Origin of the sequence: Azospirillum palustre (assembly GCF_002573965.1) — a bacterium.
In the GTDB taxonomy this organism is placed as follows: Bacteria; Pseudomonadota; Alphaproteobacteria; order Azospirillales; family Azospirillaceae; genus Azospirillum; species Azospirillum palustre.
This window is the reverse complement of the sequence record NZ_PDKW01000042.1, coordinates 51,127-74,858: the sequence shown is the minus strand read 5'-3', so window position 1 is coordinate 74,858 and position 23,732 is coordinate 51,127. Positions and strand designations below refer to the sequence as shown.

General features: G+C 66.6%; 21 protein-coding genes. 8 read left to right on the top strand and 13 right to left on the bottom strand.

Annotation, left to right across the window (positions count from 1 at the left end; all coding sequences use genetic code 11):
- Positions 1–210 precede the first annotated feature (210 nt).
- The 5 genes from CRT60_RS18180 to CRT60_RS18160 all read left to right on the top strand — a co-directional run bounded on the left by CRT60_RS18180 (position 211) and on the right by CRT60_RS18160 (position 9,590).
- Positions 211–6,138: a HAMP domain-containing protein gene (locus tag CRT60_RS18180; protein WP_211100116.1), complete on the top strand. Its 5,928-nt coding sequence runs from the start codon at positions 211–213 to the stop codon at positions 6,136–6,138.
- Positions 6,135–8,522 carry a response regulator gene (locus tag CRT60_RS18175; RefSeq protein ID WP_244592591.1) on the top strand — a complete coding sequence of 796 codons (2,388 nt, stop codon included), beginning with the start codon at positions 6,135–6,137 and terminating at the stop codon, positions 8,520–8,522. Before CRT60_RS18180 ends, CRT60_RS18175 begins: the two co-directional genes overlap by 4 nt.
- Positions 8,523–8,585: 63 nt before the next feature.
- Positions 8,586–8,960, top strand: a complete 375-nt coding sequence (locus CRT60_RS18170; RefSeq protein WP_098737976.1) for a hypothetical protein — start codon at positions 8,586–8,588, stop codon at positions 8,958–8,960.
- An 85-nt stretch (positions 8,961–9,045) separates the two neighbouring features.
- Positions 9,046–9,315: a DUF5985 family protein gene (locus CRT60_RS18165; RefSeq protein ID WP_174473790.1), complete on the top strand. Its 270-nt coding sequence runs from the start codon at positions 9,046–9,048 to the stop codon at positions 9,313–9,315.
- The gene (locus CRT60_RS18160) at positions 9,315–9,590 is read left to right on the top strand and encodes a DUF5985 family protein (protein WP_098737975.1); all 276 of its coding nucleotides are present in this window, start codon (positions 9,315–9,317) and stop codon (positions 9,588–9,590) included. The genes CRT60_RS18165 and CRT60_RS18160 overlap by 1 nt, the downstream gene beginning before the upstream one ends.
- 22 nt (positions 9,591–9,612) lie before the next feature.
- Here the strand turns inward: CRT60_RS18160 and CRT60_RS18155 are convergent, their stop codons facing one another.
- Positions 9,613–10,044 carry a hypothetical protein gene (locus tag CRT60_RS18155; protein WP_098737974.1) on the bottom strand — a complete coding sequence of 144 codons (432 nt, stop codon included), beginning with the start codon at positions 10,042–10,044 and terminating at the stop codon, positions 9,613–9,615.
- 225 nt (positions 10,045–10,269) lie between these two features.
- On the opposite strand from CRT60_RS18155, the gene purT reads away from it, so the two are divergent.
- Positions 10,270–11,439 carry a formate-dependent phosphoribosylglycinamide formyltransferase gene (gene purT, locus CRT60_RS18150; RefSeq protein WP_098737973.1) on the top strand — a complete coding sequence of 390 codons (1,170 nt, stop codon included), beginning with the start codon at positions 10,270–10,272 and terminating at the stop codon, positions 11,437–11,439.
- Positions 11,440–11,503: 64 nt separating this feature from the next.
- Here purT and CRT60_RS18145 read toward each other — a convergent pair whose 3' ends face one another.
- From CRT60_RS18145 to CRT60_RS18115, 7 genes are all read right to left on the bottom strand, one after another.
- A complete protein-coding gene (locus tag CRT60_RS18145; RefSeq protein ID WP_098737972.1) occupies positions 11,504–12,682 on the bottom strand; it encodes a calcium-binding protein in 1,179 nt (392 codons plus the stop codon).
- 242 nt (positions 12,683–12,924) lie between these two features.
- Entirely contained in the window at positions 12,925–14,160 is a 1,236-nt protein-coding gene (locus CRT60_RS18140; protein ID WP_098737971.1) for an MFS transporter, read from the bottom strand.
- Positions 14,161–15,327: a thiolase family protein gene (locus tag CRT60_RS18135; RefSeq protein WP_098737970.1), complete on the bottom strand. Its 1,167-nt coding sequence runs from the start codon at positions 15,325–15,327 to the stop codon at positions 14,161–14,163.
- A gap of 163 nt (positions 15,328–15,490) precedes the next feature.
- Positions 15,491–16,978 carry a class I adenylate-forming enzyme family protein gene (locus CRT60_RS18130; RefSeq protein ID WP_244592590.1) on the bottom strand — a complete coding sequence of 496 codons (1,488 nt, stop codon included), beginning with the start codon at positions 16,976–16,978 and terminating at the stop codon, positions 15,491–15,493.
- 19 nt (positions 16,979–16,997) lie between these two features.
- Positions 16,998–17,546 (bottom strand): biotin transporter BioY, encoded by a 549-nt coding sequence (locus CRT60_RS18125; RefSeq protein WP_098737969.1) that lies wholly within the window; start codon positions 17,544–17,546, stop codon positions 16,998–17,000.
- Positions 17,547–17,573: 27 nt separating this feature from the next.
- Positions 17,574–18,224, bottom strand: a complete 651-nt coding sequence (locus CRT60_RS18120) for an energy-coupling factor transporter transmembrane component T family protein (protein WP_098737968.1) — start codon at positions 18,222–18,224, stop codon at positions 17,574–17,576.
- Positions 18,224–18,898, bottom strand: a complete 675-nt coding sequence (locus CRT60_RS18115; RefSeq protein WP_098737967.1) for an energy-coupling factor ABC transporter ATP-binding protein — start codon at positions 18,896–18,898, stop codon at positions 18,224–18,226. The genes CRT60_RS18120 and CRT60_RS18115 overlap by 1 nt, the downstream gene beginning before the upstream one ends.
- Before the next feature lie 205 nt (positions 18,899–19,103).
- Between CRT60_RS18115 and CRT60_RS18110 the strand changes: the two genes are divergently transcribed.
- Both CRT60_RS18110 and CRT60_RS18105 read left to right on the top strand, forming a co-directional pair.
- Positions 19,104–19,370: a type II toxin-antitoxin system Phd/YefM family antitoxin gene (locus CRT60_RS18110; RefSeq protein ID WP_098737966.1), complete on the top strand. Its 267-nt coding sequence runs from the start codon at positions 19,104–19,106 to the stop codon at positions 19,368–19,370.
- Entirely contained in the window at positions 19,351–19,617 is a 267-nt protein-coding gene (locus CRT60_RS18105; protein WP_098737965.1) for a Txe/YoeB family addiction module toxin, read from the top strand. The genes CRT60_RS18110 and CRT60_RS18105 overlap by 20 nt, the downstream gene beginning before the upstream one ends.
- Positions 19,618–19,672: 55 nt before the next feature.
- Here CRT60_RS18105 and CRT60_RS18100 read toward each other — a convergent pair whose 3' ends face one another.
- The 5 genes from CRT60_RS18100 to CRT60_RS18080 form a co-directional block, all read right to left on the bottom strand.
- On the bottom strand, positions 19,673–20,500 hold the full coding sequence (locus tag CRT60_RS18100) for an amino acid ABC transporter ATP-binding protein (RefSeq protein WP_098737964.1): 828 nt from the start codon (positions 20,498–20,500) through the stop codon (positions 19,673–19,675).
- Complete coding sequence (locus tag CRT60_RS18095) at positions 20,500–21,204, bottom strand: amino acid ABC transporter permease (RefSeq protein ID WP_098737963.1); 705 nt, start codon at positions 21,202–21,204, stop codon at positions 20,500–20,502. The genes CRT60_RS18100 and CRT60_RS18095 overlap by 1 nt, the downstream gene beginning before the upstream one ends.
- Positions 21,205–21,208: 4 nt before the next feature.
- Positions 21,209–21,856: an amino acid ABC transporter permease gene (locus tag CRT60_RS18090; RefSeq protein WP_098737962.1), complete on the bottom strand. Its 648-nt coding sequence runs from the start codon at positions 21,854–21,856 to the stop codon at positions 21,209–21,211.
- A gap of 71 nt (positions 21,857–21,927) precedes the next feature.
- Positions 21,928–22,758, bottom strand: coding sequence for a transporter substrate-binding domain-containing protein (locus CRT60_RS18085; RefSeq protein WP_244592589.1), 831 nt, complete (start codon positions 22,756–22,758; stop codon positions 21,928–21,930).
- A gap of 65 nt (positions 22,759–22,823) precedes the next feature.
- Positions 22,824–23,597: a GntR family transcriptional regulator gene (locus CRT60_RS18080; RefSeq protein WP_244592588.1), complete on the bottom strand. Its 774-nt coding sequence runs from the start codon at positions 23,595–23,597 to the stop codon at positions 22,824–22,826.
- Positions 23,598–23,732: the final 135 nt, after the last annotated feature.

Here is a 23,732-nt window from a genome sequence, read left to right as displayed (position 1 = left end):
ATGCCGGAAGGCGGAGTGCCTACGAAAGGCCAAGTTGACCCGAATAGCCTTTACTTCATCGTGCGGGGCTGTAGGACTGCGCAGTCACGCTCCGGATGAGGATGGAGTGCGCACACTGTCGGTGCGGACGTTCTGAATTCCGGTTGTGTTGGCCTACGTTTTCTTCGACCGTGCAGTGGAGCGGTCCTGAGGATGGGCGGAGCGCGGTCCATGGTGGGCACGGCGCGCGGATTGGGGAACGGCATGACGGCGATGGTCGAGACGGCGGACGCGTTGGATCCGAAGGTTCTGCTGATGGCCCTGCGGCAATTGCGCAAGGGTGAATTCTCGGTGCGGCTGCCGCTGGACCTCACCGGAATCGACGGTGAAATCGCCGCCGCCTTCAACGACGTGGTCGAACTGAACCAGAACCTGACCGCCGAGGTCAGCCGACTCAGTGTCGCCATCGGCAAGGAAGGCCGCATCAGCCAGCGCGCCAAGCTGAACAATGCGTCCGGCGGGTGGGAAACCTGCGTCGACAGCATCAACACGCTGGTCGGCGACATGATCCAGCCGACGACGGAAATCGCCCGCGTCATCGGCGCGGTCGCCAAGGGCGACCTGTCCAAGACCATGGCGCTGGAGATCGAGGGCCGGCCGCTGCAGGGTGAATTCCTGCGCACCGCCCGCAACGTCAACACCATGGTGGACCAGCTCGTCACCGTCACCACCGAGCTGACGCGCGTTGCGCGCGAGGTCGGGATCGAGGGCAAGCTGGGCGGTCAGGCCCAGGTCAAGGGCGTTGCCGGTACCTGGAAGGACCTGACCGAGAACGTCAACGTGATGGCGGCCAACCTGACGGGGCAGGTCCGCAACATCGCCGAAGTCACCACCGCGGTCGCCAAGGGCGACCTGTCGAAGAAGATCACCGTCGACGTGAAGGGCGAGATCCTTGAGCTGAAATCGACCATCAACACGATGGTGGACCAGCTGAACAGCTTCGCCTCGGAAGTGACGCGCGTTGCGCGCGAGGTGGGCTCGGAGGGCAAGCTGGGCGGTCAGGCGAAGGTCGAAGGCGTCGGCGGGACGTGGAAAGACCTGACCGACAATGTGAACATGATGGCGGAAAACCTGACCGGTCAGGTCCGCAACATCGCTGAGGTGACGACCGCGGTCGCCAAGGGCGATCTGTCGAAGAAGATCACCGTCGACGTGAAGGGCGAGATTCTGGAGCTGAAATCGACCATCAACACGATGGTGGACCAGCTGAACAGCTTCGCCTCGGAAGTGACGCGCGTGGCGCGCGAGGTGGGCTCCGAAGGCAAGCTGGGCGGTCAGGCGAAGGTGGAGGGCGTCGGCGGGACGTGGAAAGACCTGACCGACAGCGTGAACATGATGGCGGCCAACCTGACCGGTCAGGTCCGCAACATCGCCGACGTGACCACCGCCGTTGCAACGGGTGACCTGTCGAAGAAGATCACCGTCGACGTGAAGGGCGAGATTCTGGAGCTGAAATCGACCATCAACACGATGGTGGACCAGTTGAACAGCTTCGCTTCGGAGGTGACGCGCGTGGCGCGCGAGGTGGGCTCGGAGGGCAAGCTGGGCGGTCAGGCGCGGGTTGAGGGTGTCGGCGGCACCTGGAAGGATCTGACTGACAGCGTGAATCTGATGGCGGCGAACTTGACCGGTCAGGTCCGCAACATCGCCGATGTGACGACGGCTGTCGCGAATGGCGATCTGTCGAAGAAGATCACCGTGCCGGTGAAGGGCGAGATCCTCGAGTTGAAGAACACCATCAATACGATGGTGGACCAGCTGAACAGCTTCGCCTCGGAAGTGACGCGCGTGGCGCGCGAGGTGGGGTCCGAAGGCAAGCTGGGCGGTCAGGCCCAGGTGAAGGGTGTCGGCGGGACGTGGAAAGACCTGACCGACAGCGTGAACGCGATGGCGACCAACCTGACGGGGCAGGTGCGCAACATCGCGGAGGTGACGACGGCGGTCGCGAATGGCGATTTGTCGAAGAAGATCACCGTCGACGTGAAGGGCGAGATTCTGGAGCTGAAATCGACCATCAACACGATGGTGGACCAGCTGAACAGCTTCGCCTCGGAGGTGACGCGCGTGGCGCGCGAGGTGGGCTCCGAAGGGAAGCTGGGCGGTCAGGCCCAGGTGAAGGGCGTCGGTGGCACCTGGAAGGATCTGACCGACAACGTGAACGCGATGGCGACCAACCTCACGGGGCAGGTCCGCAACATCGCGGAGGTGACGACGGCGGTCGCGAATGGCGATTTGTCGAAGAAGATCACCGTCGACGTGAAGGGTGAGATCCTCGAGCTGAAATCGACCATCAACACGATGGTGGACCAGCTGAACAGCTTCGCCTCGGAAGTCGCCCGCGTGGCGCGCGAGGTCGGCATCGAGGGCAAGCTGGGCGGTCAGGCGCAGGTGAAGGGTGTTGCCGGCACCTGGAAGGATTTGACCGACAACGTGAACATGATGGCGGCGAACCTGACCGGTCAGGTCCGCAACATCGCCGAAGTCACCACCGCGGTCGCCAAGGGCGATCTGTCGAAGAAGATCACCGTCGATGTGAAGGGCGAAATCTTCGAGCTGAAATCGACCATCAACACGATGGTGGACCAGCTGAACAGCTTCGCCTCGGAGGTGACGCGCGTGGCGCGCGAGGTGGGTTCCGAAGGCAAGCTGGGCGGTCAGGCCAAGGTCGAGGGCGTCGGCGGCACCTGGAAGGACCTGACCGACAATGTGAACATGATGGCGGCCAACCTGACCGGTCAGGTGCGCGGCATCGCCAGCGTCGTCACCGCGGTCGCCGACGGCGACCTGAAGCGCAAGCTGGCGGTGGACGCCAAGGGCGAGATCGCGGCGCTGGCCAACACCATCAACGGCATGATCGACACGCTGGCGACCTTCGCCGATCAGGTCACCAACGTGGCGCGCGAGGTGGGCATCGAAGGCAAGCTGGGCGGTCAGGCCCGCGTGCCGGGTGCCGCCGGCCTGTGGAAGGACTTGACGGAGAATGTGAACCAGCTGGCCGCCAACCTCACCACCCAGGTGCGCGCCATCGCCGAGGTCGCCACCGCGGTGACCAAGGGCGACCTGACCCGCTCGATCACCGTGGAGGCGATGGGCGAGGTCGCGGCGCTGAAGGACAACATCAACGAGATGATCCGCAACCTTCGCGACACAACGCTGAAGAATGCGGAACAGGATTGGCTCAAGACCAACCTCGCCAAATTCACCCGCATGCTGCAGGGCGAACGCGATCTGGTCACCGTCTCCAACATGATCCTGTCGGAGATCGCCCCGCTGGTGAACGCCCAGCACGGCGTCTTCTATGTCGCCACCCGCGACCGCGACGAGCCGCTGCTGGAGCTGGTCGCCAGCTACGCCTTGAAGGAACGCAAGAACCTGTCCAACCGCTTTCACCTGAAGGAAGGTCTGGTCGGGCAGTGCGCCTACGAGAAGAAGCGCATCCTGCTGACCAACGTGCCGCGCGACTATGTCGCCATCAGTTCCGGGCTGGGCGAGGCACCGCCGCTGAACATCATCGTCCTGCCGGTGCTGTTCGAGGACGACGTGAAGGCGGTGATCGAACTGGCGAGCTTCGGCCGCTTCAGCGAGACGCACCAGAGCTTCCTGGAGCAGCTGACCGAGAGCATTGGCATCGTGCTGAACACGATCGCCGCCAACATGCGCACCGAAGGCCTGCTTAAGCAGTCGCAGCGCCTGACCACCGAGCTGCAAAGCCAGCAGGAGGAGCTGAAGACCACCAACGAGCGGCTGGAACAGCAGGCCGCTTCGCTGCGCAAGTCGGAAGAGCTGCTCAAGGCCCAGCAGGAAAAGCTGACCACCACCAACGAGGCGCTGGAGGAGAAGGCCGAGCAGCTGGAGAAGCAGAACATCGAGGTGGAGCGCAAGAACCGCGAGGTCGTGTTCGCCAAGGCGGCGCTGGAGGAGAAGGCCGAACAGCTTGCCCTGACCTCCAAATACAAGTCGCAGTTCCTGGCGAACATGAGCCACGAGCTGCGCACGCCGCTGAACAGCCTGCTGATCCTGTCGAAACTGCTGGCCGACAACCCCGACACCAACCTGTCCGACCGTCAGGTGGAGTTCGCCCGCACCATCCACTCCGCCGGCTCCGACCTGCTCGGCCTGATCAACGACATCCTCGACCTGTCGAAGATCGAATCCGGCACGGTGACGCTGGAGATCGGCGAGGTCGTGCTGGGCGACCTGCGCAACCATGTGGAACGCACCTTCTCGCAGCTGGCGCAGGAGAAGAAGCTGGACTTCGCCATCGAGATGGACGAGGCGCTGCCCGCCAGCATCCAGACCGACGAGAAGCGGCTGGCCCAGGTGCTGAACAACCTGCTGTCCAACGCCTTCAAGTTCACCGAAAGCGGCGGCATCACCTTCCGCGTCGCCCCGGCGACGGAAGGGTGGAGTGCCGCCCATCCGACGCTGGACGCCGCGTCCTCGGTGCTGGCCTTCACCGTCATCGACACCGGCATCGGCATCCCCGAGGACAAGCAGCGCATCATCTTCGAGGCGTTCCAGCAGGCCGACGGCACCACCAGCCGCAAATATGGCGGCACCGGCCTCGGCCTGTCGATCAGCCGCGAGATCGCCCGTCTGCTGGGCGGCGAGATCCGCGTCGCCAGCACGCCGGGCAGGGGCAGCGCCTTCACGCTGTTCGTCCCGCGCAGCTACGACATCGTTGCAGAACCGGTCGCGCAGCTCGGCACGCCCGTCATCGCCGCGGCCAGCGCCGCCATGCCGCCCACCGCGCTGCTGCCCAAGCGGACCGAGACGGCGACCCGCCCGGTGGTAGCCTCCGGCCCGCAGGAGGGGCTGGCGCTCCTGGACATGCAGCAGCCGGCCGGCGACGACCGCGAGCGCCTGCGCCCCGGTGAGCCGGTGGTGCTGATCGTGGAGGACGACAACACCTTCGCCTCCATCCTGATCGATCTGGCGCGGGAGAAGGGCTTCCGCACCATCCTGTCCAGCGGCGGGTCTGCGGCGTTGCCGCTGGCGCGCAAATACCGGCCGGATGCCGTCCTGCTCGACATCGGGTTGCCGGACATGGATGGCTGGGCGCTGCTCGACCTGCTGAAGCGCGACCCGCAGACCCGGCACATCCCGGTCCACGTCATCTCCGCCAAGGACGAGCGGCGGCGCGGCCTGGCGATGGGCGCCTTCGACTATTCGGAAAAGCCGGTGGAGCGCGAGGCGATCTTCGACGCCCTGAACCGGGTCAAGAGCTTCCGGGAGCGCGACCACCGCAGGCTTCTGGTGGTGGAGAAGGACAGCCCGCAGCCGGGCGGCGTCGCCGCCCTGATCGGCAACGGCGATGTGGAGACGCACACCGTCACCTCGATCGAGGCCGCGATGGCGGCGCTGAGCGCCGACCATTTCGACTGCATGGTGCTGGATCTGTCGAGCCCGACCCTGCCCGGTCCGGTGACGGTGGATTTCGAGCTGATCGAATGGCTGCGCACCCGCGACACGCTCGCCTGGATGCCGGTGGTGATCTATGTCGCCGCCGACATCGCGGCGGAGGACGAGGCGCGGCTGCGCCGGCTGGCCGAAACCGTGGTGCTGAAGAGCGCCCGGTCGCCGGCCGGGCTGCTGGACGAAACCGCGCTGTTCCTGCACCGCGCCGTCGACCGGCTGCCCGACGAGAAGCGGCGCAGCATCCTCGACCTGCGCCAGCACGACCCATCGCTGGCCGGCAAGCGGGTGCTGGTGATCGACGACGACATCCGCAACATCTTCTCGCTGGCCAGCGTGATGGAGGCCCACAGGATCGAGGTTCTGCATGCCGAAAGCGGACGCGAGGGCATCGAGCGGCTGCGTACGGACCCCGGCGTCGACGTGGTGCTGGTCGACATCATGATGCCGGAAATGGACGGCTATGAGACCATGCGCACGATCCGCAGCATCGACGAGTTCCGGGCGCTGCCGATGATCGCCGTCACCGCCAAGGCGATGAAGGGCGACCGCGACAAGTGCATCGAAGCCGGCGCGACCGACTACATCGCCAAGCCGGTGGACATCGACCATCTGCTGTCGCTGCTGCGGATCTGGACCGCCAAGAACAACCGGCAGCAACCACGTGGCGGGGTGCAGGCATGACCCGGCGCAAGTTGCAGCCCGTTCGGGCGGTGCGTCGCGCGCCGTTCGCTCCCCCGGCCGCCAGCCCGGTGCCGGCGGCCCGCCGGTCGCGCCTGCTCGGCACCGCCAGCGCCCAGCCGACCGGCGGGGACGCCGTCCGTAAGCCACCTCTGCCGCCGGCCGCAGCCGCGGTGGAAGCGGCGCTGGCGGCCCCTGTGACGCCACCGCCGGCCGCCGTTCCCGCGGGATGCGAAAGCGGAACCATGACCACCGACTCACACCCGCAGCCCGACAAGGCGGACGTCGCGATCCTGATCGTCGACGACGACCCGCGGAACCTGTTCGCCGTGCGGGAGACGCTGGAGGATCTGGGCGCGCAGCTGGTGCTCGCCCGGTCGGGGGAGGAAGCGCTGAAGCATCTGCTGCGCCAGGACTTCGCCCTGATCCTGCTGGACGTGCACATGCCGGGGATGGACGGCTACGAGACGGCGGGGCTGATCCGCCTGCGCGAGAAGTCTCGCCATATCCCGATCATCTTCCTGACCGCCATCAACAAGGACGAGACGCACATCTTCCGCGGCTATGCCACCGGCGCCGTGGATTACATGTTCAAGCCGGTCGACCCGCAGATCCTGAAATGCAAGGTGTCGGTCTTCGTCGACCTCTATCGCAAGACGGAGGAGGTCAAGCGCGAGGTCGAGGCCAAGCAGCGCCTGCTGGACGAGAACGAGCGGGTGCGGCGCGAGATGCGGCAGGCCGAACAGGCGCTGCGCCGGTCGGAGGAGCGGCAGGCCCTGATCCTGGGCCAGCTTCCCATAGTGCTCTACACCGCCGACCTGACGCCGGGCATTCCGTTCCGCTATCTGTCCGACACGACGCGGACGGTGCTGGGCTGCCCCGCCGCCCGTTTCATCGAGGACCCGAATTTCTGGGAGTCCGGTCTGCATCCGGACGACCGCAACCGCGTGCTGCGCCAGTTGGCGTCGATCCACGATGCCGGGCTGACCACGGTGGAATATCGCTGGCGCGGGCCGGACGGCGGCGAGCGCCATCTGCTGGACCAGGCTGTGGTGGTGCGCGACGAGGACGGCCGGCCGGCCGAGCTGTTCGGCACCATCATGGACGTGACCGAGACGCGCCAGGCCCAGCAGCAGTTGGCCCACGCGCAGAAGATGGAGATGGTCGGCCAGCTGACCGGCGGCATCGCCCACGATTTCAACAACATGCTGATGGTGGTGATCGGCAGCCTGGAGCGGCTGGTCCCCGGCCTTGCCGACGATCCCAAGGCGGCGCGGCGGGCGGAGATGGCGCTCCAGGCGGCGCTGCGCTGTTCCGACATGACGCGGCGGCTGCTGACCTTCGCCCGGCGCCAGCAGCTTCACCCGGAGCCGGTGGATCTCGGCGATCTGGTCGCCGGCATGGGCGAGTTGATGGAGCGCACGCTGGGCGGCGGTGTCGCCATCGCCATCGAAGCGCCTCCGGCCGATGCCGAGCCGCTGTGGATCGCCTCGGTCGACCGTTCCCAGGCGGAATCGGCCCTGCTGAATCTGGTCATCAATGCCCGCGACGCCATGCCCGGCGGCGGCACTCTGCGGATCGGCACGGCGAACACCCGGTTCACGGAGCCGCAGACCGGAAACGGCATGTCGGTGCCGGCCGGCGACTATATCCTGCTGTCGGTGGCGGACAGTGGATGCGGCATGCCGGCGCACGTGCTGGAGCGCGCCTTCGAGCCCTTCTTCACCACCAAGGAGACGGGGAAGGGCACCGGCCTGGGCCTTGCCATGATCCATGGCTTCGTCAAGCAGTCGGGCGGGCTGATCGGCATCGACAGCGAGCCCGGCCGCGGCACCGTTTTCCGCCTCTATCTGCCGCGTGCGGCGGTGGACAGCGCCCATGGCGTCTCGACCGACGAGGATGACGGCCACGAAGCCTTCGCCGGCCGTGGCGAGACCGTGCTGGTGGTCGATGACGACGCCGACGTGCGGTCGGTCGCGGTGCAGGCGGTGGCGGCGCTGGGGTATCGCGTGCTGGAGGCCGACGGTGCCGAGGCGGCGCTGACCCTGCTGGACCGGCAGCCGGTCGATCTTCTGTTCACCGACATCGTCATGCCCGGCGGCCTGAACGGGCGCGAACTGGCGCTGGAGGGGTTGCGCCGCCACCCCTCCTTGCGGGTGCTGTTCGCCTCGGGCTACGCCAACGGAACCTCTGCGCCGGGACCGGAGGCCGGCGCGTCCACCGACGCCGGCGGCACCGCCGATCCCGGCGCCGTTCTGGGGGCTGTGCTGAGCCGGGCGGAAACGCTGTCCAAGCCGTACCGTGACGGCGATCTGGCCCGTGCCCTGCGGCGCGCGCTGGATCCGCAGGCCCCTCTCGCCCCGGCGGAGGCCGTCCGGGGGGGATGAGGGGGATCGAGGGCGGCGTTACCCCACGCCGCCGGTTGTGCATATCAGGTCAGGTTCTGGTTCATGGTTTTGTCCGATGATGCGCTTACCCTGTTGCGAGGTTCGATCCGGTCTGTCTGGGCGTTGGAGCTTCTTCTTCTTCTGCGGCGGACTCCCGACCGGGACTGGTCGAACGGCGATCTGGTCAGCGAGTTGCGTGGCAGCGACGTGGTGGTGCAGGAGGCGCTGGCCGGGTTCCTCGGTGCTGGCCTGCTGGTGGCACAGACCGACGGCCGCCACCGCTACCGCCCGGCTTCCCCGCTTCTGGACCAGTGGGTGGAGGAGATCGAGCAGGCCTACGCCACCCGTCCGTCCGCCATCATCCGGGAGATCTTCGCGGCTCCCGGCAACAAGGTGCAGATCTTTGCCGATTCCTTCCGCTTCCGCCTCAACGATTGATCCCAGTGAATGAAATGACCGCGGTCTTCATAGTCAGGAATGCGTGCCGTCCCCTGCAGGGGGAGAGCGGGGTGGGAGCGACGACATGGATGTCGTGAAGTCGGCGGTCTATCTGCTGTGCTTTGCCGCCAGCCTGCTGTGCATGGTCCTGCTGCTGCGCAGCTGGCTGCGGTCCCGCAGCCGGCTTCTGCTGTGGAGCACGCTGTGCTTTGTCGGGCTGGCGGTGAACAATCTGCTGCTGTTCATCGATGTCGTCGTCCTGCCGACGCAGGTCGACCTGCTGCCGCTGCGCCAATTCTCCGCCATGGCCGGCGTGGGGGTGCTGCTGTACGGCTTCATCTGGGATGCCGAGTGATGCTGCCCACCACCTCCAGCTTCTTCACCGGCGTGCTTGCGGCGCTCTATGCGGTGGCCGGGCTGTTCTTCCTCGGCTTCTGGAGACGGACGAGGGACGCGCTGTTCGTCAGCTTCTCGCTGGCCTTCCTGCTGCTGGCGCTGAACCAGATCGTGCTGGCGCTCGGCGGGCTGGAACGCGAAGAGCAGAGCTGGGTCTATGTGCTGCGCCTGCTGGCCTTCCTGCTGATCATCGGCGCCATCGTCCGCAAGAACCTGGAGGGGCGGCGGCGCTGAACCGCAATCGGACGGCCGCCTTTTACTTGCGGCCGTCACCGAAGCGGCGGCAGTCCCGTTCGTCGGTCCCGGCCTCCGCCCGCCCGCCGTTGGAGGTGCGGTAGCGGGAATCGTCGCATTGGCCGTTGCCGGCATAGCGGCTGTAGCCGCCGCGGCCCCGGCCCTCATAGCCGCTCGCATAGCCATTGCCGTAATAGCCGCTGTTGTCGTAGCCGCCGCGATGGCGCTGATGCCGGCCGCGGTTGTTGTCGCCATCGTCGTCATCGCCGCCGGCAGTGGCGGCCAGCACGCCCAGCCCGACCACCGCGGCACCGATCAGCAGGGCGCCGGCCATGTCGTCGTTGCCGTTGCCGGCGCATCCCGGCAATGCCAGCGAGCCGGCCAGGCAGACGGCCATCAGGGTCCTGCCGCCGAAGAACCCGCGCCTTGCCGCCGCTTGTGTGGTCGTTGCCATTGTTGCCTCCCGAAACAGGGGTTCATTTACGCATGAACACATGAGCGGAGTTTTTCATCCGCTACCATTATAATTTCTTTTTAGAAATATTTGTGCGGCCTCGCTTCCGTCTCGCCGCTGCATACGGAAGGCTTACGGCGGGGCTTGGCCCGGCTGACCGGAAGCCCTATGGTCGGCCAGCTGTCGCCACTGTTGCCAGCTGTCGCCAATATCGGGAGTGCGTCGATGTTCACCGCCAGGATCCTGCTGCTCGGCTCCGGGGAGCTGGGCAAGGAATTCGTCATTGCCGCCAAGCGGCTGGGCTGCGAGGTCATCGCCTGCGACAGCTACGCCAACGCGCCGGCGATGCAGGTCGCCGACCGGGCGGAGGTGTTCTCCATGCTGGACGCCGACGCCCTGCGCGCCGCCATCGCCAAGCACCGCCCGGACTACATCGTGCCGGAGGTCGAGGCCATCCGAACCGAGGTGCTGCACGAATTCGAGGATGCCGGCACAATTGTCGTACCGTCGGCCCGTGCCGCGACCATGACGATGAACCGTGACCGCATCCGCGAGGTTGCGGCGACGGAACTCGGCCTGCGCACCTCGCGCTACCGCTATGCCGAGAGCCTGGAGGAGGTGCGCGCCGGGGCGGAGCACACCGGCTTCCCCTGCGTCGTCAAGCCGGTGATGTCGTCGTCGGGCAAGGGGCAGAGCACGGTGCAGGACGCCGCCGGGCTGGAGGCCGCCTGGGACTATGCGGTGGCGAACATGCGTGGCGACCGCCGCAAGGTGATCGTCGAGGAGTTCGTTCCCTTCGAATACGAGATCACGCTGCTGACCGTCCGCACCCGCGATGGCATCCTCTATTGCGAGCCGATCGGCCACCGGCAGGAGCGCGGCGATTACCAGGAATCCTGGCAGCCGGTCGCCATGCCGCAGGCGATGCTGGACGACGCCAAGGCGATGGCGGCGCGCGTCGTCGACAATCTCGGTGGCTACGGCATCTTCGGCGTCGAGTTCTTCGTCACCGCCGACGAGGTGATCTTCTCCGAACTGTCGCCGCGGCCGCACGACACCGGCATGGTCACTCTGCTGTCGCAGAACCTGTCGGAGTTCGAACTGCACGCTCGCGCCATCCTGGGCCTGCCGATCCCGAACATCCTGTGCCGTGCCCCGTCGGCCTCCGCCGTCATCCTGGCCGACCGCGAGGCGGAGAATTTCCGCATCGAGGGGCTGGCGGACGCGCTGCGCCTGGGTTCGACCGAGCAGGAGGTCGACGTCCGCCTGTTCGGCAAGCCGACCACCCGCAAGAACCGCCGCATGGGCGTGGCGCTGGCGACCGGCACCGACACCGACGATGCGCGGGCACGGGCCAAGCAGGCCGCCGACAAGGTGACGATCCGGTATCTGTGATCCGTTGATTTCGGCCCTGCGGGCGGGGATGACCCGCCTGCAGGAGCCTTGTCAGACGGTGGCGTCAGACGGTGGCGGCGAGCATGCCTGCCGAGGCATCCGACTCGAGCATCGGCGCCGCCCGGCCGGTCGTCGCCAGCGGGGTGGTGGAGCGTCCTTCGCGGTAACCGAAGTTCACGTAATGGGCTGCTGCCGACGCTTCGCTGTTGCCAAACCGACGCTGAAGATCGGGGTTCCGCGCCAGATAGGCAGCCGCGTTGAACGTCGTCGTCCGCCCTTCGAGCCGTCCCGTGGTTGCGTAATGAAGGGCCGCTGCGGTGGTGCTGGAGCCGAAGGCCTGGATCAGATCCGGGTTGGCCGCCAGATAACTTGTCGCATTGAAGGAGGTGTTCCGCCCCTCCAACCGACCGTTGGTGATGTAATGCCGGGTCGCTGTGACAGTGTCCACCCCGAAGGCTGCGGCCAGATCCGCGTTGGCAGCCAGATAACCGGCGGCATCGAAGCTGGTCGCGCGGTTCTCGGTATAGCCGCTCCGAATGTAGTGAGTGAAGGCAACGGCCTGATTGGTGCCGAAAACGGCGGCCAGATCCCGGTTTGCCGCCAGATACCCCAGGGCATCGAAGCCGGCGGCACTCGAAGTCGGCACCATCCCGTCGTAATATCTGACGTATTCGACATTCATCAGAACGTCGCTGCTATTGCTGCGATCAAGAATGGCAACCTGTCCATTGAAGGCGACCAGCCTCGCGGTGCTCGTATATTGGAGATTGATAACGGTATCGATACCTTCTCCGCCATCGATGGTATCGAAACCAGGGCTGGTGTAGATCTGATCGTCACCTCCACCGCCGCTGATGTAATCGTTTCCCGCGTATCCCTGTAAATAGTCCGTCTGGGATGAGCCAAATATTTGGTCGTCGCCTGACAACAGCGACGGGACCGTCAAAACATTAGAGAAATCATATGCATTTGAAAAGCTCAAATTCGCATTGCTGATCGACAGCAGGATATTTCCACTGGGCTGCGTCGCCGTGAGGGACGTAATTCTTCCTGATATGTTATTTCCGGTTATATTGATATTACCATTTACTGTAGCATCCATCACGGTCGCGCCGTTTTTTGTAAATCTGGCAACGATCTGCGATGGAGTTATTGAATATAGAAAAGAGTTGTCATAATCGATACCGGTACCGCTTCCGCCATCCCATAAATGCAAGGGTACGTTTCCAACGACAATGCTCATATCAATCTCTCTTTCTGCCTTCTGATTCCATCGCGCGGTCGGCATTCATTTCCGCATTCCGCAAGAGAACAGCTAAAATCGCCTTCGGAGGAATGTTGCTCTTATTTCCAGTCATCATGCAGAACAGAGGATTTAACAGCCTGAACGCACCTTTAAGTGTATGCAGGTATCTCTAAAAAGTCTAGGGTTGAGCCCATCGGCTTCTGGACATATGCAGCGATGTGTGAGGGGCTCGCCTCTCACTACCGTCCCAGCAACCTGTCCACCCGCCGCAGCGCCGGGAACATCGCCGCCCACAGCCCGGCAAGCCCGACCGCGCCGACGCCGCCCAGCACAACTGCCGGAACCGCGCCGATCAGTGCTGCGACGCTGCCGGATTCGAACTCGCCCAACTGGTTGGACGCGCCGATGAACAGAGAGGTGACGGCGCCGACCCGGCCGCGCATCTCGTCGGGGGTGGACAGCTGGACCAGCGTCTGGCGGACGAACATGCTGACCTGATCGGTGGCGCCGACCGCCAGCAGGGCGATGAAGGACAGCACCGGATCGGCCGACAGTCCAAAGGCTATGGTTGCGACGCCGAACCCGGCCACCGCGATCAGCATCCAGCGCCCGGCATGTCGCTTCACGCCCCAGCGGGTGATGACCATCGCCATGGCGAGCGCCCCCAACGCAGGCGCCGAGCGCAGCAGGCCGAGCCCCCACGGCCCGACATGCAGCACGTCGCGCGCATAGATCGGCAGCAGCGCCGTCGCCCCGCCCAGCAGCACCGCGAACAGGTCGAGCGAGATGGCGCCCAGAATCTCCGGCCGGCTGCGGATGAAGGCGGCGCCGGCCAGCATGCTGGTCAGGCTCATGGCCCGCTTGGTCATGGTGACGGGGCGCGGCCGGCAGGCGGCGATCAGCAGGACCGACAGCACCAGCATCGCCGTGCTGACGCCATAGACCGCCGCCGGTCCGGCGATGTAGAGCAGGCCGCCCAGCGCCGGGCCGGAGATCTGCGCCACCTGCACGCCCGACGACTGCCAGGCGACGGCGTTGGGCAAATCCTCCACCGGGACGGTTGCGGACAGGATCGCCTGGTTGGCCGGACCCTCGAAGGACTTGGCGAGGCCGATCAGCGCCACCACGGCAAAGATGGCGTGGGGCGACAGGGCGCCGGCCATGGTCAGCAGGAACAGGGCGGCGACCGCGATCATCTCGATCGACAGGGCGCCGAACAGGACCGTCTTGCGGTCGTTGTTGTCCACCACATGGCCGGCCACCAGTACCAGCGCCAGCGAGGGCAGGAACTGGAACAGACCGACCAGCCCGAGGTCGAGCGGGTCGCCGGTCATGGCATAGACCTGCCAGCCGACCGCCACCACCTGCATCTGGATCGCCAGCATCGAGCAGACCCGCGCGCTCCAGAACAGGGCGAAGGCGCGGTGACGGAAGGCCGACCGGAAACTATCCCCGGCCGCAGGGGCGCTGGTCATTCAAACTGGCTCCAGAAGTGTGGCGAGCCCCAGCCCGCCGCCGATGCCGAGCGTGGCGAGGCCCCGGCGGGGCGTACGTCCTGCCGCCGGGAACAGCATTTCGCTGAACAGGCGCGTCACCAGGATCGCCCCGGATGCGCCATAGGGATGGCCGAGCGCCAGGGCGCCGCCGCCGACCGACACGCGCGATCGGTCGATGCCAAGCGCGTCGAGGCTGGCCAGCACCTGGGCGGCGAAGGCCTCGTTGAACTCCACGAGGTCGATGTCGGCGATGGTCAGGCCGGGATTGCGGGCCAGCAGCCTGGTCACCGCCGGAATCGGGCCGGTGCCGAGGAGCTTCGGATCCACGCCCGCTGCGGCGCTGTCGACCACCGCCAGCCCATGGGTGAGGCCGAGCGCGCGGAACTTCCGCTCCGACACCACCGCCACCATTGCGGCACCGTCATTGACCGGGCAGGCGTTGCCCGCCGTGACCGTGCCATCGGGCCGGAGGATGGGCCGCAGCGCCGCCAGCTTTTCGAGGCTGGTATCGGCGCGCGGGCAGTCATCGAAGGCGACGACGCGGCCGTCATGGAGATGCAGCGGAACGATCTCGCGGTCGAAGCGCCCGGCGGCCTGCGCGGCCAAGGCCTTGCGGTGGCTGTCCAGCGCATAGCGGTCCTGGCGGGCGCGGTCGATGCCGTAGGCTGTGGCGACAGTCTCCGCCGCCTCGATCATCGACGGGTCGCCGACCTCGTCGGGAGCGAAGCGGGCACGGTCGTAGAAGGCCGGGCTCTGGTAGAGGCAGGACGGCTTGGCGACGCGCCACGGGGCGGTGCTGGTGCTCTCCACCCCGCCGGCCAGGACCACGTCGCAGGCGCCGGACTGTACCAGCCGGGCGGCAAGGTTGATCGCCTCCAGCCCCGATCCGCACTGCCGGTCCACCGTGACGCCGGGCACCGATACCGGCAGCCCGGCGGACAGAGCCGACAGCCGTGCGACATTGCCGCCGGGACCGACCGCATTGCCCAGCAGAACCTCATCCACCTCCGCGGGATCGAGGCCGGCGTCGGCCAGCACCGAGCGGATGACCGGGGCGGCGAGATCCTCGACGGGAAGCTCGCGCAAGCTGCCGCCGATGCGTCCGACCGGAGTCCGCCTTGCCGCGACGATGATGGGGCGGGTCATGTGAGGTTTCCCCAGATTCCCCTCTCCCCCCCCGGGGAGAGGGGTAGGGTGAGGGGGATGCATTGCGAGGATCTCTTCGGCTTGCCGAACCCCCTCATCCCAACCTTCTCCCCAGGGGGGAGAAGGGGTTTGATGTGGGGTCGGGCACGTGCAGCACTCGTTCTCACGCCACCAACTCCAGCCCGCCCGCCTTCGCCCGCTCTCGCACATCGGCGCGGGCGATCTTGCCGCTGCCGGTCAGGGGCATGTCGGACGCGGCGAAGACCCGCCGCGGCGCCTTGTAGCCCTCCAGCCGGTCATGGCACCAGCCGCGCACGTCGGCGAGCGAGGCGCGCGCGCTTCCGCGCCACCACACGACGGCCGACAGGGCGTCGCCCCAATAGGGATCCGGCAGGCCGAACACCACCGCCTCCGCCACCGCGGGATGGGCGCGCAGGACCGCTTCGACCTCCGCCGGGTAGACGTTCAGGCCGCCGGTGATGACCATGTCGCCGGCCCGCCCGACCAGCCGCAGCCAGCCCTCGCCATCGATCCAGCCGTAATCGCCGACGGTGCCCCAGCCGTCCCGCTCGCGGTAGCCGGCGCCGTCGGTGACACCGAGATAGCCATCGCTCAGCATGCCGCTGCGCACCCAGACGGTGCCGGGCCGGCCGCGCTCCACCGGACGGCCGTCATCGTCGCGCAGGCTCAGTTCCACCCCATGGAAGGGACGGCCGACGCTGTCGGCAGGGGCGCCTTCGCGGGACGAGCGCAGGCTGACGAAGCTCAGCTCGGACGCGCCGTAATATTCCAGCACGGCGGCATCGGGGCAGAGGGCGGCCAGCCGGTCATGCACCGCGGGTGCCAGCTTGGCGCCGGAACAGACCACCCGGCGAAGAGCGGGGAAGCGTCGGCCATCGCGCTCCGCAGCGTCGAGGATGCCGACCAGCATCGTCGGCACCAGCACCAGCGTGGTGATGCCGCGCTCCGCCAACTGCGCCGCCGCGTCGGTTCCGTCGAATTTCGGCTGCACACAGACCGTGGCGCCGGCCGACAGCCCCTCCACCGCGCCGTAGAGGCCCAGGCCATGGACCAGCGGCCCCGGCACGAGAATGACATCCTCGGCGCCGATGCCGAACTCCATCCGGCTCGCCTCCAGCGTCGCCAGCCAGGAGCCCTGGTTGCGGATGAAGGCCTTGGGCCGGCCCGTGGTGCCGGAGGTGAAGCCGACCAGGAACGGGGTCTTCGGATCGATGGCGGGGATGGTCCAGCCTGCCGGCTGCGCTGCGATCCAGGTGGCGGCGGTCCCGGTCGTCAGGTGCAGATCGGGGCGGAAGGTCTCGATGGCGGCGGCGGTCTGCGCGGCGCTCCATTTCGGGTCGAGCAGGCCGACGATGCCGCCGGCCGCGACGATGCCGAAGAACAGCGCCAGCAGGTCCGGCCGGTTGCCCAGGCTGAGCGCCACGCGCGGAGGCGTTCCATCCCGGCCCAGGGCGGCCACACCGGCGCCGGCGCGCCGCACCTGCTCCAGCAGCGCGCCATAGGACAGCCAATCGTCGCCGAGGATCAGCGCCGGATGGTCAGGCGCCCATTCGGCGGCCAGCGCAAAAGGGCGGACGAGGCTGTCCGCGTCCATATAGCCGCCGGTCAGCAATGGCTGCTCCGGAACCATTCTCTCAGGCGCCATTCTCTCAGGCATGGATCGGCAGGATGCCGGCGCGGCGGACGCCCGAGGCGGCGACGGCGGCGATGCCGGCCTTGATCAGGTCGCCCGGCACGAAGGCCAGCGAACCGAACACGGCCTTGTCGATCGGCAGGCCGGCGACCAGCCACAGCCAGGGAATGCCGCCGGCATAGACGACCAGGATGCCGCCAAGCACGCTGACCGCGAACAGGCGGATCGGGTTGGCGGTGGTGGCGAAACGCTCGGCCAGCCAACCGGTGACGAAGGCGCCGACCGGCCAGGACAACACGAAGCCGCCGGTCGGCCCCATCAGGACGCCGATGCCGCCGCGGCCTCCCGCCAACAGCGGCAGGCCGGCCGCGACCAGCAGAACGAACAGCGATGCCGCGATGCTGCCGCGCTTGGCGCCCAGGATGGTGCCGGCCAGCATGACACCCAGAGTCTGCGCCGTGACCGGCACCGGCAGGAAGCCGAGCGGAATCGGCGGCGCCATGCCGAGCCCACCCAGCAGGGCGGCGAACAGGGCGCAGAGGACGAGATCGCGGGTGGACAACATGGCGGACGCTTCCTTCGGCTGGTGACGTTATCGTTGAGTGCTATTTTTGGTTTTGCTGTCGTTCGTCCCGGCATCCACCGGGTCATAACCGCGCGCTTCCAGTGCGGCGGTCAGATCATCGGCCATGGTGAGGATCTTGACCAGCAGCGGAACGAACAGGGCGGCTATGTTGCGCTCCACGCCGCGGGCGCGCTGGGCCATCCGCACCTCGCGCACCTGTTCGCCCAGCAGCGGGATGAAGCGGATGGTCAGGGCCAGCATCAGCGCCATCTTCGCCGGGTTGACCCCGACCGGCCGCAGCCGGCCGAACAGCTGCTCGAACAGATCGACCATGTCCATGACGCGGGTGGTCAGCGTGACCAGGGTCGCCAGCAGGATCAGGGCGGCGAAGCGGGCGACGGCAACCGCCGTCTCCTCCCACCCGCCGCCGGCCAGCAGCGCCTGGAAACCGAACAGCAAAGCCAGCATCAGCACCGGCGCCCGCAACTCCGCCAGCACCCGCCTGGCCGGCAGTCTTGCCGCCACCAGAACCGCGGCGCCGATCAGTCCGGCAGCCAGCGCTCCCCAGCCACCGGGCAGGGCCAGCACCAGGACGGTCACCAGCAGCAGGCCGCCGAGCTTCGCCCCTGCCGGCAGGCGGTGAACGACCGACTCCCGATGCAGGTAGAGGCCAAGCATCAGCCGAGCCGCTCGATGTAGGCCGGCACGGTTTCCGCCGGCGGGCCGTCGGCGACGATGCGGCCATCCTCCAGCACCAGCGCCCGGTCGAAATCCTTCACCATGTCGAGGTCGTGGGTGACGACGATCACCGTCTGCGGCAGGCCGCACAGCAGGTCGATCACCTTGCGGCGGTTGCGCAGGTCGAGCAGCGTCGTCGGTTCGTCGAAGATGACATAGGCCGGCTCAAGAACCAGCACCCCGGCGATGGCGAGCAGCTGTTTCTCGCCACCGCTCATCTGGTGGGCCGGCTGGTGCCGGTAGCGGTCGAGGTTGTAGCGCTCCAGCGCCCCGGCGACGCGGCGGGCGATCTCGTCCTTCGGCAGCTTGCGCGCCTTCAGCCCGAAGGCGAGATCCTCTTCCACCGTCGGATAGACGATCTGGGTGTCGGGATTCTGGAAGACGAAACCGACCCGCTGGCGCACCGCCCGGCCGTCGCTGCGGGTATCCAGCCCATCGACCGTGACAGTGCCGGCGGCCGGTACGATCAGCCCGTTCAGCAGGCGGGCCAGCGTGCTCTTGCCCGAGCCGTTGCCGCCGAGAATGGCGATGCGCCGCTCGGCCAGCCGCAGCGACAGGTCGTGCAGGACGGGGCGGTCGCCATAGGCGTGGGTGACGGACCGGAGTTCGATCATCGACGGAGCCAGGGCTTTCGCGTTGCAGTTCTGTTGCGCGTGCGAAAGGTTCTTAGCGGGTTTGTCGGCGGGGTGCCAGGGGGAGCGTGGCTGTAGTAAGGGAGACTTGAAATATGTCCATGTTTCTGTACATAATGTGATCGACAGAAGCCTTGATGAAAATCGAGGTGCTGCGCGGCCTTACGGACTTGGTAGGCGCCTTACAATGAGTCACATCAGCTACACCGATCTTAGAAACAACCTTGCCAGCGTGATGGACGAGGTCTGCGACAGCCGTGCACCATTGACCGTCACCCGACAAAAGGGGCGTTCGGTGGTGATGATTTCCGAAGAAGAGTTCGAAGGACTCATGGAGACGCTCCATCTCCTGAAAAGCCCTAGAAACGCGGAACGGCTGCTCAAGGGAATCGCTCAACTCGATGCTGGAAAAGGCATTGAGCGGGATATTCTGAATGAAGAAGGTTTGGACTGACGGCGCCTGGGAAGATTATTTACACTGGCAGAAGAATGATCGAGCCTTATTAAGGAAGATCAACGATCTGATCCGCGATGCCGAACGTAATCCGTTTTCAGGGCTGGGTAAGCCTGAACCTCTCAAGGAAGGACTCGCCGGCTGGTGGTCGCGCCGCATCACGGGCGAGCATCGACTGGTGTATCGGGTGACCGGGAGTGGTGACGCCCAGGCGCTCGAAATACTGGCCTGCCGGTATCATTACTGAGCCGCCACGAAGGCCGCCCCAATTGGGGCGGCCTTTCTTCATCGGCGAACGGCGGTCAGAAGCTGTTGCGCTCGTGATATGTTTGAAGGAATTGCTGCACCCGCGGCTCGGTCGATTCGTGGAAAACCTCGCGCGGGGTTCCGAAGGCGGCGATGCGGCCGCGGTCGAGGAAGGCCACCTTGTCCGCGACATTGGCGGCGAAGCCCATCTCGTGGGTCACCACCACCATGGTCATGCCGTCGGCCGCCAGATCGCGCATCACCTGCAACACCTCGCCCACCAATTCGGGGTCGAGCGCGGAGGTCGGCTCGTCGAACAGCATCAGGTGCGGTTCCATCGCGATGACGCGGGCGATGGCGACGCGCTGCTGCTGGCCGCCGGACAGGCGGGCGGGGTAACTGTCGGCCTTGGCCGCCAGACCCACCCGGTCCAGCATCCGGCGGGCGTGGGATGTTGCTGCGGCCTTGTCCATGCCGCGGACCTGCACCAGGGCTTCGGCCACATTCTCCAGCGCGGTCATGTGGGGCCACAGGTTGAACTGTTGGAACACCATGCCGACGTTGCGGCGCAAGCTCCGCAGGTCGCGGTTGGACAGGCGGCGGCGCGGCGTGTCCTCGCTATAGCCGACCAGCCTGCCTTCGATGCGGATCTCGCCGCGATCATAGACCTCCAGGAAGTTGATGCAGCGCAGAAGCGTGCTCTTGCCCGATCCGCTGGGGCCGATCAGGCAGACGACCTCCGACTTGTTGACGGTCAGATCGATGTCGCGCAGCACCTCGTTGGTGCCGAAGCTCTTGCCCACGCCGCGGATCGAGACCATCGGCACGGTATCGCCCTGGACACTGGTACGCGACAGGGGGACAGTTTGGGAAACGGCGGTCATCACGCCCTCGCGGTTGCAGTCTCGGACGACGACCCTTGCGGCGAGGCGTGGGTCAGGAAACGGGTGACGCGCGCCTCCAGCCGGCGGCCCAGGCGCGACACCACCTCCACCAGCAGCCAGTAGAACAGCGCCATCCCCAGGATGGTCTCGAAGGTGGCGAAGGTCTCCGCCGCCATCGTCTGCATCTCGTACATCAGTTCCGGCACGGTGATGATCGACAGCACCACCGTCTCCTTGGTCAGGATCGCCATCATGTTGACGATGGCCGGGATGGTCGACACCAGCATCGCCGGCACAATCACCCGGCGCAGGATTGAGCCGTAGGACATGCCGAGGCTGAGCGCCGCCTCCACCTGCCCCTTCGGCACCGCCTGATAGCCGGCGCGGAAAATCTCGGCGAAATAGGCGCTGCCGTAGATGCCGAGGCCGAGGATGCCGGCGGTCGTCGCCTCCAGCCGCAGGCCGATGGACGGGCCGCCGCTGTAGAGCAGGAACAGCTGGATTAGAAAGGGCGTGCCACGGATCACCTCGATATAGGCGCGGATGACCCAGCGCAGCGGCTTCACCGGTAGCTGCCGCAGCAGCATGAGCGCGAAGCCCAGCACCATGCCGATGAGGCAGCCGGCGCCCCAGCACAGGATGGTGACCCCGAAGCCGCGCAGCAGCGCCGGGCCGTACTGGACGAGAAGGGAAAGGTCCAACATCGGGTCAGGCCTGTTGCAGGCGGCGTTCGACCAGCGTGCCGAACAGGGCCAGCGCGCCGTTGATCGCCAGATAGATGAGGCCGGCCGCCAGATAGATCTCCAGCGGGCGGTAGTTGCTGGCCGAAATGGTCTGGCTGGTCCGCGTCAGCTCCGCCACCCCGACGACGGAGATCAGCGAGGATGCCTTTAGCAGCAGGATCAGCTCGTTGACCAGCGCGGGAACCGAGATGCGGAAAGCCTGCGGCAGCAGGATGCGCGTCCAGATCGACGACCCGGGGAAGCCCAGCGCCAGCGCCGCCTCCGACTGGCCGTGCGGGACGGCATTCAGCGCGCCGCGGTAGATCTCCGACACATAGGCGCCCGACGCGAGGCCGAGTGCCGCGATGGAGGCGACCAGCGGCGGCACGTCGATGCCGATCAGCGGCAGCATGTAGTAGATCAGCAGAAGCTGGATCAGCAGCGGAACGCCGCGGAAGAAGCTGACATAGACACCGCCGGCCATGTCGGCCGCCCGGCCGCCGGACTGGCGCGCCACGCAGACGGCAACGCCGATCACCTGCCCCAGCAGCACGCCGAGCAGGGAGACCCAGATGGTCGTGACGGCCGCTCCCAGCAGATAGGGAAAGGCGTCGATGATGACGCTGAACTTCATCGTGTGGGCCTTGGTCGGGCGATCCTGTCCTCTCCCGCCCGAAAGGCGGGAGAGGGAAGGTCATGCGTTCCTTAGAGCTGCGGTTCCGGAACGGTGGTCGGCAGCTCCTGCGAGACGCCGAACCACTTCTTCTGGATGGCGGCCATACGGCCGTCCTTCTGGATCTTCACGAGCGCGGCGTTGACCGCCTCGATCAGGCTCTTGTCGTCGTCGCTGGGGCGGCCGACCCAGGAGAAGTAGGACGGCTTGCCGAAGGGCGGCAGGACGACGGCGAAGGTCTCCTTGCGCTGGGCGGCGGCGAAGTTCAGGTTCGGCAGCGAGTTGACTGAGGCATCGACGCGGCCGGCGGCCAGGTCGGCGTAGGACTGGTTGCTGTCGACATATTCGCGCACGTCCGGCGGGGTCGGCAGAGTCTGGCCGAATTCCTTCACCTGGGCCAGCTGCGAGGTGCCCTTGCCGCCGCCGACCTTCTTGCCGGCGATGTCTTCCGGCTTGTTGATGGTCTTGTCGTCGGCGCGCTTCATCAGGGCGGCGGTCGCCTCGGAAATCGGAACGGTGAAGGAATAGCGCTTCACGCGCTCCTTCGTGATGGTGACCGGGGCGATGACCAGGTCGAACTTCTTGGCTTCCAGGCCCGGCAGCACGCTGGTCCAGGGCAGGTCCATGTACTTGGCCTTGACGCCCAGTTCCTTCGCCACCTCGTCGAACAGGTCCTTGTCGACGCCCTTGTATTCGTTGTTCTCAAGGAAATCGAAGGGCGGGAACTGCATCTCGGTGGCGACGGTGAAGACGCCCGCCTTCTTCACGTCGGCCAGCGTGTCGGCCATCGCCGTCCCGGCGGCGGCACCGGCGACCAGCAGGGTGGCGCCCAGCAGCGCCGTCTTGAACATCGTCCGAACCATAGCCTTGCTCTCCATCGTGAAGTCACCCCTGTTGCGGCCGGCGCCTGTCACCGGTCCTTTTGTGTTTACAAATTCAACTCGGTCGCGCTGTCGGTGATCGACGATCCGCTGAGGCTGAAGCGGTCACCGACCGAGAGGAAATGAACCAGCGTCACCGGCCGGCTGAGATGCATGGTCTGCCGCCGGATCGACAGGCAGGCCGCACCGGCTTCCACCCCCAGCAAGGCCGCCATCTCCGCCGTCGCGTTGACCGCGCGCACGGTGTGGTCGGCCGATGACCAGGGAACCCGGTCGACCAGCCATCGGCTGGGTGCCACGACATCGAAGGATTCGTCAACCACCTCCGGCACGACCTCGAGATTGACCAGCCGGCGTTCGTGCTGGATCGGCGTGCCGTCGCTGAAATGCAGGCATTCCAGCGTCAGGATCGGCGTCCCGTCGGGCAGGTCGGGCCAGCGGAGGCCCTCGCCGTTGCGAAAAATCTTGCGGTCGCGGATGCGGAATTCGTAGACACGCCCATCCCGCGCCACCACGTCGCCGATGTCCTCGATGGGCAGGGCGAAGCGGTCGCGGCGGCTGGTGGCGACGAAGGTGCCGGCGCGGCGGCGGCGGACCAGGAAGCCCTCGCGCGCCAACAGGGCGATGGCCTTGTGCACGGTCTGGCGGGAGACGCCGTAAAGGCCGGACAGTTCCGCCTCGTTGGGAAGGCGCTGGCCCGCCTGCCAGCGTCCGCGCAGGATCTGCCCGGCAACGGCACGCTTGATCTGGTCGAACAGGGGGCCGCGGCCGTCGAGGATGCTGTCCTCCGGCGCGCTGTCCGGAGCCGGACCGGCTTGCAACGGATGTTCCGGCGGGGACGCCGGTCCGTTACCGCGGTTCTGTCCGGTCAGGCCTTGCCGTGCCAACCCCTGCACCCCGCTCTCCGCGCCGCGTTGCGATGTGACGTTTCGGCAATAATGTATGTACATAATCTT